The sequence below is a fragment of the Kribbella polygonati genome (assembly GCF_050320105.1).
In the GTDB taxonomy this organism is placed as follows: Bacteria; Actinomycetota; Actinomycetes; order Propionibacteriales; family Kribbellaceae; genus Kribbella.
In genome coordinates this window covers 2,923,552-2,940,205 of record NZ_CP190129.1, presented here as the reverse complement: position 1 = coordinate 2,940,205, position 16,654 = coordinate 2,923,552, and the positions used below count along the sequence as shown (strand labels likewise).

Below are 16,654 nucleotides of genomic sequence, written 5' to 3'. Positions count from 1 at the left end.
CGCCAGACTAGATCACAGCTACCTGCGGTATTGCGTCACCAGCGGGCACTGGAACGGGTCGCGAGCCCCCAGCCCGACGTCGTTGAGGTGCCGGACGACGATCCCGTACGACGTGAACAGGCCGACCTCGGTGTACGAGACCCCGTGCAGTTCGCAGTACTCCCGGACGATCGGCCGCACGTGCCGCAGCGTCGGCCGCGGCATGCTCGGGAACAGGTGGTGCTCGATCTGGTAGTTCAGCCCGCCCATCGCGAGGTCGGTGAACACGCCGCCGCGGATGTTCCGCGACGTCAGCACCTGCCGGCGGAGGAAGTCGAGCTTGGACCCGGCCGGCACGATCGGCATGCCCTTGTGGTTCGGGGCGAACGCGGCACCGAGGCAGACCCCGAACACCGCGAGCTGCAGCCCGAGGAACGCGGTCGCCTTCCCGGCCGGCAGCAGCAGGTAGAGGGCAGCGACGTACGCCGAGATCCGGGCCGCGACGACACCCGCCTCGATCCGGTCGCCGCGGGTCGCCCCAGGACGCAGCAGGTGCTTGAGGCTCGATGCGTGCAGGCCGACGCCCTCGAGCGTGAGCAACGGGAAGAACAGCCAGCCCTGCCGTTCGGCGAACCAGCGGCCGAGCGGCCCGCGCCCGGCGACGGCCTCCGGCGTGAACGCCAGCACCTTGAGCTGTACGTCGGGGTCGCGGTCGGCCTGGTTCGGCGCCGCGTGGTGCTTGTTGTGCTTGGTCCGCCACCAGCCGACGCTCATCCCGAGGACGCCGCCGGACAGGATGCGTGCCGTCCAGTCGTTGCGCGCGTTCGACTGGAAGATCTGCCGGTGCGCGCTGTCGTGGCTGAGGAACGCGACCTGGACCAGGACGAGCGCGAGGGCGCCGGCGAGCCAGAGCTGGTGCCAGGAGTTCCCGAGCAGCACCATCCCCGCGGCGATCACGAGCAGCGCGCCGAGCACGATACTCATCCGGGTCACGTAGTAGCCCTGCCGCCGCCGGAACAGACCGAGGTCCCGAACGGTCTGGAGGAGGTCGGTGTAGAGGCTGACGTACTGCTGCGCGGGCACGGGCTCATCATGGCACCGCGATCCAACCCGGGCCGCACTCCCGGGCGATTTGCCGTCGAGTTAGCCAGGGTGTCACCTGGCGGTCACTCCTGGAGCGCACCTTCGGGTCATGAAACTGAGCCGCCGCCAACTCCTCGCCGCCGGCACCGCCGCCGGCGCGTCCCTCGCCGTACCGGGTGTGGCGTCCGCAGCCCCCCATCTGGTCCGCCGCGACCGCGCCGCGCTGCCCTCCGGGATCGCCAGCGCCGACGTCACGCCGAACTCGGCCGTCGTCTGGTCACGCACCGACCGCCCCGGCCGGCTGATGGTCGAGCTGACCAGTCACGGCCGGTTCGACCGGGCGATCAGCCTGCGCGGGCCGAAGACGGACGGAGGAGACGACTTCACCGCGCGGCTGCCGTTGCGCGGCCTCCGCCCGGGGCAGCGGTACGACTACCGGATCGGGTTCGAGGACGCGTACGGCCGGATCGGTGAGACGCTCGACGGCTCGTTCCACACGCCGGGCCGCAACCGGGCGGTGTCGTTCGTGTTCACCGGCGACACCGCCGGCCAGGGGTACGGCATCAACCCCGACCTCGGCGGGATGGTCGCGTACAAGGCGATGCACGACACGCGGCCGGACTTCTTCCTGCACTCCGGCGACAACATCTACGCCGACGGCCCGATCCAGGCCGAGCTGAAGGTCGCCGACGGCACCGTGTGGAAGAACGTGGTGACCGAGGAGGTCTCGAAGGTCGCCGAGACGCTGGCCGAGTACCGCGGCCGCTACAAGTACAACCTGCTGGACGCCAACGTTCGCGGCCTGTACGCCGACGTACCGCTGGTCGCGCAGTGGGACGACCACGAGACGCTGAACAACTGGTACCCGGGTGAGATCCTCGACGACGCGCGGTACGTCGAGCGGCGCGTCGACGTACTGGCGGCGCGGGCGAAGCAGGCGTTCCTGGAGTACCTGCCGATGGAGCACGTCGCGGGCCGGGACCGGATCTACCGCAAGGTGAGCTACGGCCCGCTGCTCGACGTGTTCTGCCTGGACATGCGCACGTACCGCGGCGCGAACCCGGTGCCGTCGACGGCCGGGCCGGTCGCGATGCTCGGCGCCGAGCAGGCCGCCTGGCTGGTCCGCGAGGTGGCGGCGTCGCGGGCGACCTGGAAGGTGATCGCCAGCGACATGCCGCTCGGCCTGCTGGTGCCGGACGGCGACCTGATCGAGGCGGTCGCGAACGGTCTGCCGGGTGCGCCGGGCGGCCGGGAGCTCGAGATCGCCTGGGTGCTGAGCCAGTTCAAGCAGAAGAAGGTGCGGAACGCGATCTGGCTGACCGCGGACGTGCACTACGCGGCCGCGCACCACTACGACCCGGCGCGGGCGACGTTCACCGACTTCGACCCGTTCTGGGAGATCGTGGCCGGGCCGATCAACGCGGGCGCGTTCGGCCCGAACCAGCTCGACCCGACGTTCGGCCCGGAGGCGGTTTTCGTCAAGGCGGCCGACTTCCCGAGCCAGTCGCCGGCCAGCGGGAACCAGTTCTTCGGCCACACCCGGATCGACCCGCGCACCGGCGTCTTCTCGGTGTCGCTGCGGAACCTGTTCGGCACGGTGATCTGGAGCAAGGACATCAATCCGGCCTGAAGCCCGGGCCCGTCGTACTCACCGTGCTCCGGCGCCTGTGCGGGATGCCGCCCACCGGAGCCGGTGAGTACGACGTCAGATCCCGCTGAGCTGGGGTACGACGACCGTCCGCCCGGTCATCCAGAGCAGCAGTGCGAGGACCGGGCCGCGGACCTCCGGCCCGGTGCCGACGCTCCAGTCGGCGTCGTCCGCGATCAGCCGGTGGCCGTCGTACGGCGTCGGCTTGAAGACCTTCGACAACCTGGTCCCGCGGCTGTCCCATACCCGGGTCGCGGCGGTCGCGGCCACCGCGGGCGGTACGTGCAGCGAACGGCCGATCGGTACGGCGATGTCCTGGCCATGTACGACGATGTCGATCAGGGTCTCGCGGGGCGTGACGCCGAGGTTGTGCCGGCGGGAGCCGACCATCGCGCGGATCTCGGCGATCAGCTGTTCGGTCGGCTGCCCGGCCTTGCCGTGGCTCGAGGCCTGGATCGTCCGGTTCAGGCTGCCCGGGTACTTGAGCGCCAGCCGGAGTGCGCCGCCGAGGGTCATCTGCTGCAGCGTGAGGTGGGCCGCGACGTCCCGGACGGTCCAGCCGTCACAGAGCGAGCGGTGGGACCAGTCGTCGGGCGTCAGCATCGCGAGCAGGTCGGCCGTGCGTACCCGCTGCGCGTCGATCGCGGCCCAGAGTTCGTCGTCGTTCATCTCGGCCCCTCCTTGTTCGGACGGTAGCGCATGCCGGGCGGTGCGGCGCATCGTGCGAATTGCTCATTGTCTGCTCACCCAGGCGGCGATCTGGGCCCGGTTGACGAATCCGAGCTTGGTGAGGATGTGCTGGACGTGGTTCTGCGCGGTCCGCTCGGAGATGACGAGCGCTGTCGCGATCTCCCGGTTGCTCAGCCCGTCGGCGACCAGTCCCGCGACCTCGTCCTCGCGGCGGCTCAGCTTCGAGGGTTTCAGTCGCTCGACCCAAGGCGTCATACCGAGAGCTCTTGCCAACGGCAACGTCTCGGCGGTCAGCGCTCGGGCCCGTGTCGGATCGCCGGCTTGTTCGTACGCCTCGGCGAGCAGGCAGGCGGCCTCGACCGCGAACCCGGGCGCTCCGATCGCGCGGCACCTCCGGCGGGCTTCGGCCAGGTCCGCGACGGCGGCGTCCCAGTCCTGCAGGGCGGCCGCGCAGATCCCGAGCGACAGCTCGACCGGGCCGAGGAAGTTCGTCCCGCCGGCGCCGCCGACGACGTACCGGCCACGACGGCGCTCCAGCGCGGAACGCAGCCGGCGTACGTCGTCGCTCGCCCCGACCGCGGCGGCGACCCGCGCGGCGATTGCCTCCAGCAACAGTTCCGCCGCGCGCATCCGGGCCCAGGAATCTGGGCCGCCACACCGCCGGTACGCAGCGGCGGCCTCGTCGAGCCGTCCCGCGTCGGCGAGCACGAACGCACGGAGCAGCCGAGCGCCCAGGTCCCAACGCACGTCCGTCCCGAACCGCCAGGCGTCCGGGGCGATCAGCTCGGCGGTGTGACCACGGTGGTGACCGAGCAGCATCTTGGTCGCGATCTCCGCACCGTGGGCGGCCGGGTGGCCGATCTGCCGGAAGCCGTGCAGCGCCTCGTCGAGCAGTGCCTCCGCATCGTCGAAGTCCGCCCGCGCCAGGGCGAGCGACGTACGGGTCATCAGCACGTGCCAGCGACCATGGGCTTCGTCGAGGCGGGCGGCGCAGCTGTCGAGCCGGGCTGTCTCGGCAGCGATCGCCGACAGGTCACCGGAGTACCAGAGCGCGTCGATCCGCCAGAGCCGGCCACGGAGCTCGACCTCGGCGCGGCCGGTCGACGTACCGAGGAAGATCATGCGGTCTGCGGCGTCCGTGAGTTCGTGCACGTCGTCTGGGCCGCTGGTGGCGAGCTGGCGTGCTGTGAGGGCTTCGATGTCGGTGGGGTCTGCTCGGAGGGCTTCTTGACTGGTTGCGAGTGCCTCTGCCGAGTGGCCCAGGTACGTCGCGGCCTGGCTCTGCCTGGCCAGTAGCCGGACAGTCCTGCCTCCGGCCAGCGCCTCGGTGCACCACTGGTGGATGTCACCGTCCCACGTGGACTGTCCGATCGGCTCCAACGTCACTGCTGCTTCGGCCAGCAGTTCGAGATCCTCTGACGCGCGGGCCCGCACTACAGCGGCTGTGGTGGCCTCGTGTGCTGTCTTGAGGTCACCCGACCGCACGGCTGCTTTGGCCAAGCGCAGCTGGAGCCATGCGCGTTTGGCTGGGTCCGCCGTGACACCAACGGCTGTCGACCAGTGCTGTACGTCGTCCAGGGCATGTGCTGCCCGGCAGCACAGGTCCGCGCGGGTTGCCAGGGGCAGTCCGGCCTCGGCTTCACGACGTACTGCCTCGGTGGGGAACCAGGCCTCGCCGGACTCCGGCGCGAGGACCAAGGCGCCGGACCGGACCTCTGCGTCGACCGCGGCGAGGAAGTCGTCCGCAGGCAGGTCGACGAGCTGCCGGAGTACGTCCAGACGCACCCGCTCGCCGACCACCGCGGCGGCTCCCAGCAGGTCGTTGATCACACTCGCAGTGTGAGCGGCGATTGCATAGGTTGTCAGCATGAGCTACCCGGAGAGCCGCCGCGACGACGTGGTCGAGACGTTGCACGGGCATCAGATTGCCGACCCGTACCGCTGGCTGGAAGACCCTGACGCGCCTGAGACCCAGGACTGGGTCACTCGGCAGAACACCTACACCGAAGCCGAGCTGTCGGGCTACCCGGAGCGCCCGTGGTTCCAACGCACGATGGCCGCGATCCTTGCGCGCCCGCGGGCCGGCGTACCGGCGAAGAAGGCCGGCTGGTACTTCGTCGGCCGTAACGACGGCACGCAGGCGCAGGACGTGATCTACGTGGCCGAGTCGCTCGACGAGTTGCTGGCCGGCGGCCGGGTGCTGATCGACCCGAACACGCTGTCCGCCGACGGCACCGACTCGCTGGGGACGTTCACGGTCAGCCCGGACGGCAAGTACTTCGCGTACGGCATCAACGAGAGCGGCAGCGACTGGACGACGTTCCGGCTGCTCGACATCGCCACCGGTGCGCCGGTGGACGACCTGGTGTCGGAGGCCAAGTTCAGCGAGGCGACCTGGCTGCCGGACAGCTCGGCGTACCTGTATCTGCACTACCCGACCAGCGGGCGGAGCGAGGGCACGGAGACCACCTCGCTGGCCGGCGGGCGGCTGATGCTGCACCGCGTCGGTACGGCGCAGTCGGACGACGAGCTGGTGCTGAGCTTCCCGGGCCACGACCAGTACTTCCTGATGCCCGAGGTGTCCGACGACGACAGGTACCTCGTCGTCCACATCACCGAGGGCACGGACCCCAGCACCCGGCTGTGGGTGTACCCGATCACCGGCGACGGACTGGGCGAGCCGGTGAAGGTCGTGGACGAGTTCGCCGACGAGATCGCGTTCGTCCGGATGTCCGGCGACCACTTGGTACTGCGCACCGACCGTGACGCGCCCCGCGGCCGCGTGGTGCTGTCGGACCTGACCGGCGCGTTCACGGACCTCATCCCGGAGAGCGACTCCACCCTGCAGGCAGTGCGTCCTACCGCGGACGGGCTCGCCACGCTGGCCTTGGTCGACGCCCAGTCGGTGCTGACGCTCTACGCGCTGGACGGTTCGGCCGCGCGCGTTGTCGACGTACCTGGTGGGGGAGTGGTCGGCTTCAACGCGGGACCGAAGTACGACGAGCTGTTCATCGGTCTGTCCACAACGACCGACCCCACGCTGTCGTACGTCGTTTCCACCGGTTCAGGCGACGTACGCGCGCTCCCGGAGCTGGTCCGCGGTACTGACGGCTTCACGCCGCCTGAGGTCACCGTGACCCGCCGCAACGGGCCTGTGCCGTACTTCTTGATCAGCCGTTCCGACCTGGGCTTCGACGAGCCGCGGCCGACCCTCATGTGGGGGTACGGCGGGTTCCGCATCCCGATCCAGGCCGACTACCGACCGGGCTGGCCCGCATGGCTCGCGGCCGGGGGTGTGCTGGTGATCGCGAACCTGCGTGGCGGTGGTGAGTACGGGAGCGAGTGGCACGACGCAGGGCGGCTCAAGAACAAGCAGAACGTGTTCGACGACTTCATCGCGGTCGCCGAGGACCTAAGAGACACCGGTGTGACCACGCCGTCCCAGTTGGCGATCCACGGCCGCAGCAACGGCGGCCTGCTCGTCGGCGCGGTCATGACGCAGCGGCCGGACCTGTTCGCGGTCGCCCTGCCCGGCGTGGGCGTGCTGGACATGCTGCGGTTCCACCTGTTCACAGTGGGAGCGGCCTGGGCGTCCGACTACGGGCTGCCCAGTGACCCGGAGCAGTTCGAGGACCTGCTGGCCTACTCGCCGTTGCATCGCGTCAGCGACGGTACGGCGTACCCGGCGACGCTTGTGGTCACGGGCGATCACGACGACCGCGTCGTACCGCTGCACAGCCACAAGTTCATCGCCGCGCTGCAGCATGCGCAGGCTGGTCCGCAGCCGGTCTTGACGCGGGTGGAGGTCAACACCGGCCATGGCTTCGGCAAACCTGCCGCGATGGTCGCGTCGGAGTGGGCGGACCTACTGGCGTTCGCTGCTCACCATGTAGGTCTCGTACCTCCTGAGCAGTAGGAGGACCGCGTCACCAGATCCGCGGTGCGTGGAGGTCGCGGGGATCGTCGGCGGGCTGACAGCCGTGGGCGCTCTCCGTGTACTCCGTGCGCGGGCCGGTCGTAACCAGTGTCCGTACGGCGTTGACGAGCCGGTCCACGTGCTCCCGGGTCGTCCCGAGGCCGAGGCTGGCGCGGACCGCCGTACCGTGCTCGGGGCTGTTCGCGAGCAGGTGACCGACGAGCGGGTGCGCGCAGAACTTCCCGTCCCGGACACCGATGCCGTACTCGGCGCTCAACGCCGCGGACACGAGCGTCGAGGTCAGACCCTCGACCGTGAAGCACACGGTGCCGACCCGGTCCGCGTCCTCGCCGAAGATCGAGTACGTCGTGACGCCGTCGAGCTGGGCGAGTCCGGTGCGCAGCCGGGCCAGCAGGCTGCGCTCGTGCTGCTCGATCGCGTCGCGGTGCTTGGTGATCGCGGCGCAGGCGCTGGCCAGCGCGATGGCGCCGATGACGTTCGGGGAGCCGCCCTCGTGCCGTGCCGGGCCGGTCGACCAGACAACGGTGTCGCTGGTGACGGCGTGGGTCGCGCCGCCGCCGTACAGGTACGGGTCGGCCGCGTCGAGCCAGTCGGAGCGGCCGATCAGCGCGCCGGCGCCGTACGGGGCGTAGAGCTTGTGGCCGGACAGCGCGACCCAGTCGACGTCCAGGCCGGCGATGTCGACCGGGCGGTGCGGGGCGAGCTGCGCCGCGTCCAGGCAGACCCGCGCTCCGTGCGCCTTGGCCACCTTGGCGATCTCGGCGATCGGGAAAATCTCGCCGGTCACGTTCGACGCGCCGGTGACGACGACCAGCCGCGGTCCCTCGGGGGCCTCGCGGAGCGCGTCGGCGACGTTCGCGACGGCCTCGGTCTGGCTGGCCGGGGCCTTGAGCCGGACGGTCCGCTCGGCGGGCCAGGGCAGCAGCGCGGCGTGGTGCTCGGACTCGAACACGATCACGGTCGCGTCCTGCGGTACGGCGTTCGCGAGCAGGTTCAGCGCGTCGGTGGTCTGGCGGGTGAAGATCACCTGGTCCGTGGAGCGCGCGCCGACGAACGCGTGCACCTCGGCGCGGGCCCGCTCGTACCACTGGGTCGTGATCCGGGAGGCGTACCCGTTGCCGCGGTGCACCGAGGCGTACGACGGCAGCGCCGCCTCGACACTGGCCCGCACGGACTCCAGACACGGGGCGCTCGCGCCGTGGTCGAAGTTCGCGTAGTCGGTGACCCGGCCGTCGGCCAGCGGGACCAGCAGGTCCGAGCCGACGGTCGCGGGGATGTTGCCGGTGAGCTGCCGCTTGCCGGCCGGCCGCGGGGTGGTGGTGCTCGCCGGCTCGAGAATGGACAGGATCGACATGGATCTGCTCCCAGGAAGTCCGCGCTTGCCGAACGGGGTATCCGCACGGCCTGGTCTTCACCCGGGGCACCCCACCGCGGAGGAGGGTTGCCGGCCAGCGAGCCGGGGCTTGTCGCTGACACTCATGACCTGCCGAGAACGGTAACGAACGGGACACGGACTCCGCCAGTGCGAATCTCATGTGATGAGATGGCTGAACACATCGTGGGACGACGTGAGGATGGCGATGACCTGGACTGCCCCCGCGGTCGAGCGGCCGGACGGCTCGCTGACGGCACCGGAACGCGAACTGCTGCAAGGATATCTGGACTTCTACCGCTCCACGCTGCTGATGAAATGCGCCGGTCTGACCGCGGAGCAGCTGGCCGAACGGCCGTCGCCGCCGTCGAACCTCTCGCTGCTCGGCCTGATCCGGCACCTCACCAAGGTCGAGCGGATCTGGTTCCGGATCCACCTCGCCGACGAGCCGGCCGAGCCGCTGTTCGCGCCCGAGCTGGGCAAGGACGCGGACTTCGAGCGCATCGACCCGGCTGACGCGGAGGCGGCGTACGACGGGCTGATCGCCGAGTGGAAGCTGTCGGACGAGGCGGCTGCCGGGCGCTCGCTCGACGACCGGTTCACGTTCGGCGGGACCGAGTCGTCGTTGCGGATGATCTACATCCACCTGATCGGGGAGTACGCGCGGCACTGCGGGCACGCCGACCTGGTCCGCGAGCAGCTGGACGGTACGACCGGGGCCTGAAGTGGCTGGAAACCGATTGCCACGAGCTCTTCCGGCCCGGGACCTGCTGTGATCGACTCATCACATGAAGCGACCGACCGCCCTCGTTGCCCTTCTGACCGCGATGTTCGCGGCCGTCCTGGTGACCCCCGCCAGCGCGGCCGCCGACGTACGGATCGAGGTCCTGTCCACCCCGCGCGCCGACCTGGTGAGCGACGGGAACGTGCTGCTCGGGATCACCGGGCGGCACCTGGACGACCTCGAGATCCGGCTGAACGGGAAGGACGTCAGTAGCGCGTTCACCCGCCAGCAGGACCGCCTCATCGGCGTCGTCCAAGGCCTCACCGACGGATCCAACACGATCACGGCCGCCTCGTCGCGGCTCGTGATCACCAACCATCCACGCAGCGGACCACTCCTCGCCGGTCCGCACGAGACGCCGTACGTCTGCGGAACGGCGGACTTCGTCACGCTCGCGAAGGTCAAGCTCGGCCCGCCGTCCGACGCGAACTGCACGGTGCCGACCCGCGTCGACTACCTGTACCGCTCCACGGCCGACCGCTCGCTCAAGGTGCTGCCGTCGACGAAGCCGGCCGACCTCGCGACCACGACCACCTCGGACGGCCGCACGGTGCCGTACATCGTCCGGGTCGAGACCGGCGTCATCAACCGGTCGATCTACGAGTACGCCGTACTCAACGACCCCGCGGGCGGTGAGCCGAGCGTCGTGAAGCCGCCGAGCGGCTGGAACGGCCGGCTGGTCTACACGTTCGGCGGCGGCTGCCCCGGCGGGTGGTACCAGCAGGGGAGCGGGACCGGCGGCATCAACGACGACGTACTGCTCGGGCAGGGGTACGCCGTGGCGTCGTCGAGCCTGAACGTCTTCGGCATCAACTGCAACGGCGTGCTCGCCGCCGAGACCATGGCGATGACGCGGGAACACATCCTGGAGACGATCGGCGTACCCCGCCAGACGATCGGCTGGGGCTGCTCCGGCGGCTCGTACCAGGTGTTCCAGATCGCCGACGACTACCCGGGGCTGCTGGACGGGATCGTCGCGTCCTGCGTGTTCCCGGAGGTCGGGTTCGCGACCCTGCACACGATCACCGACGCGTTGCTGCTCGATCACTACTTCCGGTCCGCGACCGGCTGGACCGACGAGCAGAAGCGGGCCGCCGCGGGCTTCGGCAAGGTCGGCACGATCGCCAACCTGGCCGGCGCCGGCCGCCGGATCGACCCGCGGGTCTATTGCCCTGCGCAACTACCGGTCGAGGACCGCTACGACCCGGTGACGAACCCCCGGGGCGCGCGTTGCGACGTGTACGACCACCAGGTCAACATCTGGGGCAAGGATCCGCGCACGGGCGCTGCCAGGAGGCCGCTGGACAACGTCGGGATCCAGTACGGCCTGGACGCCTTGAACGCGGGCAAGATCTCGGTCGCGCAGTTCCTCGACCTGAACAAGACGGTCGGCGGCTTCGACACCGACGCGAACTTCGTACCGGCGAGGACCGTCGCGGACCCGCAGGCGATCGATACGGCGTACCGGACCGGGCAGCTGATCAGCGGCGGCGGGGGACTGGCCAGTACGCCGATCATCGACTACCGGCAGTACTGGGACGAGCAGCCGAACGGCGACATCCACCTGATCTTCCACTCGTTCTCGCTCCGGGAGCGGTTGCGCAAGGCCAACGGTGACGCCGGCAACCAGGTCATGCTCGTCCAGGCGGGCGACGCGCCGGGCGGGTTCAGTACGAAGAACCCGGTGCTGACCGACGCGCTCGCCTCGCTCGATCAGTGGATGGACGCGGTGGACGCGGACCACGGCCCGGGCTCGCCGCACGCGAAACTGATGCGCAACAAGCCCGGCGCGCTCACCGACGCATGCTGGAGTCCCACCAACCAGAAGATCGTCGAGACACAGGTGGACGGCATCGGCACGACGCGGTGCAACACGTTCTACCCGGCCTGGCCGGCGCCGCGGCAGGTGGCCGGTGCATCCGTTGCCAACGACATCATCAAGTGCCGCCTGCAGCCGCTCAACAAGTCCGACTACAAGGTCAAGCTGACGTCCGTGCAGTGGAAGGCGCTGCGGCAGACGTTCCCTAACGGTGTCTGCAACTGGTCGGCGCCGGGTGTCGGGCAGCAGCCGCTGGCAGGCAGTTGGCCGACGTTCTGAACCAATAGGGTGCGGGGTGTGCCCTTCACTCTGGCCCACCCCGCAGCTGTCCTCCCGCTGGTCCGGCGACCCTTCGTGGCGTCGGCATTGGTGGCCGGTGCGGTGGCACCTGACCTCCTGTACGTCGGAGCGGTCTACCGGATCGCCACGCAGTACATCAACGGGAACTTCACGCTGACGCTGACGCACAAGTTCATGTCGGCGTTCTGGCTCGACCCACTGCTGGCGTTGCTGCTCGTCCTGGTCTTCAACCTGCTCCTGAAGCGTCCGCTCGTCGCCCTCGCGCCACCTGCCCTGGCAGCCCGGTTGCCGGTGGTCCGCCCGCTTCACCTGCGGTCGCCGATGGTTCTGCTCTGGACGGCCGTTTCCGCCGTCGTCGGCGCGCTGACCCACGTGGTCTGGGACTCCTCACGCATGGCGACGGGTACTTCGTCCGCCGGTTTCCGGATGTTTTCGACGACATCAACCGCACCCTCCAGTACGTCTCCACGATCGGCGGCTGCCTGATCCTTGCGATCTGGCTGTACCGCTGGTACCGCCGTACCCCTCCGTTGGCAACGCAGCGTGACAAGCTCCAGGCGTGGATCAGGTACGCGGTCCTGGGTGCGCTGGTGCTGTTCGCGGCTGTGGGTGCGGTCGTGGAGCTCAACCGGGTGGACGGCGACCTGGCGGGGGAGACCGTCGTACGGACCGTGCTGTCCGGGCTCGTGTCCGGCGGGCTGGCCGGGCTCGGCTCGTACGTCGTCGGGTGGCACCTCGGTCGGCTGCGCCGTACAGCACGTGCGTCGTGATGCTACGGATGGGACCGCGTGATCGGCGTGTGACACGTGGGACTCGTGGGGTAGTCGGGGTAGCCTGATCAATATGGCGACCCGCACGTCTTCCCCGGCGCGGGCGCAGAAGTCAGCAGCCAAGCGGCCGAGTTCGGCCCGTTCGGCCGCTGGTGGACGCTCCCGTCCGTCAGGCGCCCAGAAGCGTGGGCAGAGCGCGAAACGCGGTGGTACCTCCGCCGCGCGGACCAGCACGCCCAAGAACAGCGGACCAGGACCGTTCGCGGCCGCCATGCTCGCTCTCGGTCGTGGAGTGGTCAAGGTCTGGATCGGCATCGCGCACCTGCTCGGCAGCATGGTGCGGGGGATCGGCCACAGCGCCCGCGACCTCGAGCCGGAGCACCGCCGCGACGGCGCCGGCCTGTTCCTGATCGGCCTCGCGATGGTCGTCGCCGCCGCGATCTGGTGGGACCTGCCCGGCTCGGTCGGCAACGGCGTACGGACGGTCGTCGGCGGCAGCATCGGCATGCTCGGCTGGGCCCTGCCGCTGATGCTGGTCGTGATCGCGGTCCGCACCCTGCGGCACCCGGACCGCAACGGCCCGGCCGGCCGCCAGGTGATCGGCTGGACCGCGATCTGCCTCGGCGTCCTCGGCCTGATCCACATCGCCAACGGCCTGCCCCGGCCGAACAACCCCGCCGACGGCCCGCTGCGCGACGCCGGCGGCGCGATCGGGTACTTCATCTCGTCGTTCCTGTCCGACCTGCTCACCCAGTACGTCGCCGCGCCGCTGCTGGTGCTGCTGTCGATCTTCGGCGCGCTGGTCGTCACCGGTACGCCGGTGTACGCGATCCCGCTGCGGTTCCGCGCGGCGTTCGACGTACTGATGGGCCGGACCGAGCTGCCCGCGGACGCGCCGTCCGTGCAGGGCGCCCCGACCGACGACACCGTCCGGCTGACCCGCAAGCAGCGCCGCGCGAAGGCCGAGCTCGAGGACGACAACGACCCGACGGTCAGGCCGTACGACTCGCCGGTGCTGAAGGACGAGCCGAAGCGCGGCCGCAAGACCAAGACCAAGCCTGTCGAGGACGAGGAAGACGCGTACGACGTCGACGAGGCGGCCGAGGCGTCGTCCGAGCCTGCCTTCGAGGCGCCGGCCGCGGTGAGCAAGCAGCCCGCGCCGCCGCCGGAGCCGCCGCCGCACACCCCGCTGCCGCAGCGCGTCGAGCAGCTCAGCCTGTCCGGCGACATCACCTACACGCTGCCCGACGGGCAGATGCTGAAGCCCGGCTCGGTGCACAAGGCCCGCACCAAGGCGTCCGACCAGGTCGTCGACCGGCTGACCGAGGTGTTCGACCAGTTCGGCATCGACGCCCAGGTCACCGGCTACACCCGCGGCCCGACGGTCACCCGGTACGAGGTCGAGCTCGGCTCCGCGGTCAAGGTCGAGAAGGTCACCGCGCTGTCGAAGAACATCGCCTACGCGGTCGCCTCGGCCGACGTCCGGATCCTGTCCCCGATCCCGGGCAAGTCCGCGATCGGCATCGAGATCCCGAACACCGACAAGGAGACCGTCAGCCTCGGCGACGTGATCCGCTCGGCGACCGCCCGCAACGACCACCACCCGATGGTGGCCGGCCTGGGCAAGGACGTCGAGGGCGGCTTCGTGGTCGCGAACATGGCGAAGATGCCGCACCTGCTGGTCGCCGGCGCCACCGGCTCCGGCAAGTCGTCGTTCATCAACTCGCTGATCACCTCGATCCTGATGCGCGCCACGCCCGACGAGGTACGGATGATCCTGGTCGACCCGAAGCGGGTCGAGCTGAACAACTACGAGGGCATCCCGCACCTGATCACGCCGATCATCACCAACGCCAAGAAGGCCGCCGAGGCGCTGCAGTGGGTCGTCCGCGAGATGGACATGCGGTACGACGACCTCGCCGCGTTCGGGTTCCGGCACGTCGACGACTTCAACAAGGCGGTCCGGGCCGGCAAGGTGAAGCCGCCGCCCGGGTCCGAGCGGGTGCTCACGCCGTACCCGTACCTGCTGGTGATCGTCGACGAGCTCGCCGACCTGATGATGGTGGCGCCGCGCGACGTCGAGGACTCGATCGTCCGGATCACCCAGCTGGCCCGGGCCGCCGGTATCCACCTGGTGCTGGCAACCCAGCGGCCGTCGGTGGACGTCGTCACCGGCCTGATCAAGGCGAACGTGCCGTCCCGGCTGGCGTTCGCGACCTCGTCGCTCGCCGACAGCCGGGTCATCCTCGACCAGCCCGGTGCGGAGAAGCTGGTCGGTCAGGGCGACGGGCTGTTCCTGCCGATGGGCGCGAGCAAGCCGATGCGTATCCAGGGCGCGTGGGTGACCGAGAACGAGATCCACGTCGTCGTCGAGCACTGCAAGGAGCAGCTGCAGCCGACGTACCGCGAGGACGTCACCGCGGCGCCGGGCCCGAGCAAGGACCTGGACGACGAGATCGGCGACGATCTCGACCTGGTGGTGCAGGCCGCGGAGCTGATCGTTTCCACCCAGTTCGGCTCCACGTCGATGCTGCAGCGTAAGCTCCGCGTCGGTTTCGCCAAGGCCGGCCGGCTGATGGACATCCTGGAGAGCCGCGGCGTCGTCGGTCCCAGCGAAGGTTCGAAGGCCAGGGACGTGCTGGTCAAACCCGACGATCTAGAGGACTTCATCAGCACCCTCCGAGGAGAGTGAGACCGTGACCGCCGCGAGCGCACTGCCCAGGCAGGAACGATTCGACGGGGACCCCGGGCCGACGCCGTTCACCGTACGCGCCTCCCAGAAGGTGCACGGCGGGCTCGCCGCCGGCGCCGCACTGGTGGCGCTGGGTTTCGCGGCCTCCGGCTCGACCAGCGCGACCGGCATCCTGCGCTGGATCGTGGCGGCGGCGTTCGCCGTCCTCGCCGTCGTCTGCACCCGCGCGCTCACGGTCGGGGACATGCTGGTCGCCGACGACGTCGGCATCCGGCTGCGCATCGGGAACGAGTGGGTGGGTACCCGGTGGGAGGACATCGAAGAGGTGACGGTGCTGCAGCGCCGGCATCCGCTCGACGACGGGCGGATCGCCGTACATCTGCAGGATCCCGGGCCGGTCCTCGGCGCACTGCCGAGTTCGACCCGCAAGACAACCGATGCGAACCGCCGTCTGACCGGGTCGTCACTCGCGATACCGTTCGGGTTGACGGCTCGTCCGTCGAACGGGGAAGTGGTGCAGGCGCTGCACATGCTGGCCGACGCCAGGTGTCCGGTGAGGGAACAACTCTGACTCGTCCGTGACCCCGTCGTACCAAGGCCGTTGACATGTTGTTCAGTGGGATGTCGACGGTCCGTTTGCCGATGACCTGTAGCGCGGAGTACGAGAGGACGGTGGGGACGTGAGCATCGGCAGCGAGCTCACGGCGGCCCGCGAACGGGCCGACATGACGATCGAGCAGCTGAGCGCCGCGACCCGGATCAGAACCGGGTTGCTGATCGCCATGGAGGCCGACGACTTCTCCCGGTGCGGCGGCAACTTCTACGCCCGCGGGCACATCCGGGCGATCGCCCGGGTGGTGAAGGCCGACCCCGCTCCGCTGCTCGCCACCTTCGACGCCGAACACGGCGCCGAGGACGAGAAGTCGCGCCGCGAGGAACGCGCCGTGGTGAAGAGCCCGACCCTGCGCCCGGCGCGACCGCGCTGGGCCCTGGTGGTCGGCGCGATCCTGGTGATCCTGATGGGCTGGGGGATGGTGCGCCTGTTCACGCTGCCCAGCGACATCGAGGCGAACGCCTCCAAGACCGCGACCACCTCGGCGACCGTCACCACACCCACCCCGAAGCCGACGCCCCAGCCGACCGTGCAGCCGACGAAGAAGCCGCATACCCCGAAGCCGCCGGTCCTCAGGACCGAGCTGACCATGACGGCCAAGAACGACGGCACCTACCTCACGGTCCGCGACCGAACCGACCGCAAGATCTTCCAGGGCAAACTCACCCCCGGCATCGCCCAGTCCGTCACCAGCGCCGGCGACATCCGCGTCCAGGTCGGCAACCCGAGCAACCTCATCGTCGTCCTCAACGGCAAACGCGTCCCCACCACCCTCACCAAGTTCACCGCCCACCCCAACGGCACCCTAACCAAAACCAACTGACCCCCGAGCGCGGCCACCCGCCCACGGTTGAGCGGCTCCTGGTCCAGTTCACCCAACGCGCTGCCCGCCCACGGTTGAGCGGGTGCCGGTCGAGTGTCTGGTGATTCCCCGCCTACTGCGGGGCACCCGGCACGGCACCTCGCC

Annotated in this window: 11 protein-coding genes, 1 pseudogene and 1 riboswitch; of the genes and pseudogenes, 8 read left to right on the top strand and 4 right to left on the bottom strand. The window is 69.9% G+C overall.

Translation table 11 applies throughout. The features are described from left to right. Positions 1 to 18: 18 nt before the first annotated feature. On the bottom strand, positions 19 to 1,062 hold the full coding sequence (locus tag ACQHIV_RS14060; protein ID WP_427894397.1) for a fatty acid desaturase family protein: 1,044 nt from the start codon (positions 1,060 to 1,062) through the stop codon (positions 19 to 21). A gap of 109 nt (positions 1,063 to 1,171) precedes the next feature. On the opposite strand from ACQHIV_RS14060, the gene ACQHIV_RS14055 reads away from it, so the two are divergent. Further along, positions 1,172 to 2,692, top strand: coding sequence for an alkaline phosphatase D family protein (locus tag ACQHIV_RS14055; protein ID WP_427894395.1), 1,521 nt, complete (start codon positions 1,172 to 1,174; stop codon positions 2,690 to 2,692). Between the two features lie 75 nt (positions 2,693 to 2,767). Here ACQHIV_RS14055 and ACQHIV_RS14050 read toward each other — a convergent pair whose 3' ends face one another. Together ACQHIV_RS14050 and ACQHIV_RS14045 are read right to left on the bottom strand one after the other, a co-directional pair. Continuing rightward, complete coding sequence (locus ACQHIV_RS14050; RefSeq protein WP_427894393.1) at positions 2,768 to 3,379, bottom strand: maleylpyruvate isomerase family mycothiol-dependent enzyme; 612 nt, start codon at positions 3,377 to 3,379, stop codon at positions 2,768 to 2,770. Positions 3,380 to 3,442: 63 nt separating this feature from the next. Beyond that, entirely contained in the window at positions 3,443 to 5,230 is a 1,788-nt protein-coding gene (locus tag ACQHIV_RS14045) for a LuxR C-terminal-related transcriptional regulator (RefSeq protein WP_427894391.1), read from the bottom strand. 37 nt (positions 5,231 to 5,267) lie between these two features. Here ACQHIV_RS14045 and ACQHIV_RS14040 point away from each other — a divergent pair, with 37 nt between their 5' ends. Further along, the gene (locus ACQHIV_RS14040) at positions 5,268 to 7,316 is read left to right on the top strand and encodes a prolyl oligopeptidase family serine peptidase (RefSeq protein ID WP_427894389.1); all 2,049 of its coding nucleotides are present in this window, start codon (positions 5,268 to 5,270) and stop codon (positions 7,314 to 7,316) included. Between the two features lie 10 nt (positions 7,317 to 7,326). On the opposite strand, the gene ACQHIV_RS14035 is transcribed toward ACQHIV_RS14040, so the two are convergent. Next, positions 7,327 to 8,691: an aminotransferase class V-fold PLP-dependent enzyme gene (locus tag ACQHIV_RS14035; RefSeq protein ID WP_427894387.1), complete on the bottom strand. Its 1,365-nt coding sequence runs from the start codon at positions 8,689 to 8,691 to the stop codon at positions 7,327 to 7,329. A gap of 16 nt (positions 8,692 to 8,707) precedes the next feature. Continuing rightward, a riboswitch (SAM riboswitch) is annotated at positions 8,708 to 8,821 on the bottom strand. A 96-nt stretch (positions 8,822 to 8,917) separates the two neighbouring features. Here ACQHIV_RS14035 and ACQHIV_RS14030 point away from each other — a divergent pair. The 6 genes and pseudogenes from ACQHIV_RS14030 (at position 8,918) to ACQHIV_RS14005 (ending at position 16,510) form a co-directional block, all read left to right on the top strand. Then, complete coding sequence (locus tag ACQHIV_RS14030) at positions 8,918 to 9,433, top strand: DinB family protein (RefSeq protein WP_427894385.1); 516 nt, start codon at positions 8,918 to 8,920, stop codon at positions 9,431 to 9,433. 64 nt (positions 9,434 to 9,497) lie between these two features. After that, the gene (locus ACQHIV_RS14025) at positions 9,498 to 11,591 is read left to right on the top strand and encodes a DUF6351 family protein (RefSeq protein ID WP_427894383.1); all 2,094 of its coding nucleotides are present in this window, start codon (positions 9,498 to 9,500) and stop codon (positions 11,589 to 11,591) included. A 9-nt stretch (positions 11,592 to 11,600) separates the two neighbouring features. Then, positions 11,601 to 12,382: pseudogene (locus ACQHIV_RS14020) on the top strand (DUF4184 family protein). Between the two features lie 271 nt (positions 12,383 to 12,653). Then, positions 12,654 to 15,074: a DNA translocase FtsK 4TM domain-containing protein gene (locus ACQHIV_RS14015; protein ID WP_427896482.1), complete on the top strand. Its 2,421-nt coding sequence runs from the start codon at positions 12,654 to 12,656 to the stop codon at positions 15,072 to 15,074. Positions 15,075 to 15,078: 4 nt separating this feature from the next. Beyond that, positions 15,079 to 15,645, top strand: coding sequence for a hypothetical protein (locus ACQHIV_RS14010; protein WP_427894381.1), 567 nt, complete (start codon positions 15,079 to 15,081; stop codon positions 15,643 to 15,645). Between the two features lie 109 nt (positions 15,646 to 15,754). Continuing rightward, the gene (locus ACQHIV_RS14005) at positions 15,755 to 16,510 is read left to right on the top strand and encodes a helix-turn-helix domain-containing protein (RefSeq protein ID WP_427894380.1); all 756 of its coding nucleotides are present in this window, start codon (positions 15,755 to 15,757) and stop codon (positions 16,508 to 16,510) included. The last annotated feature ends 144 nt before the right edge of the window (positions 16,511 to 16,654 follow it).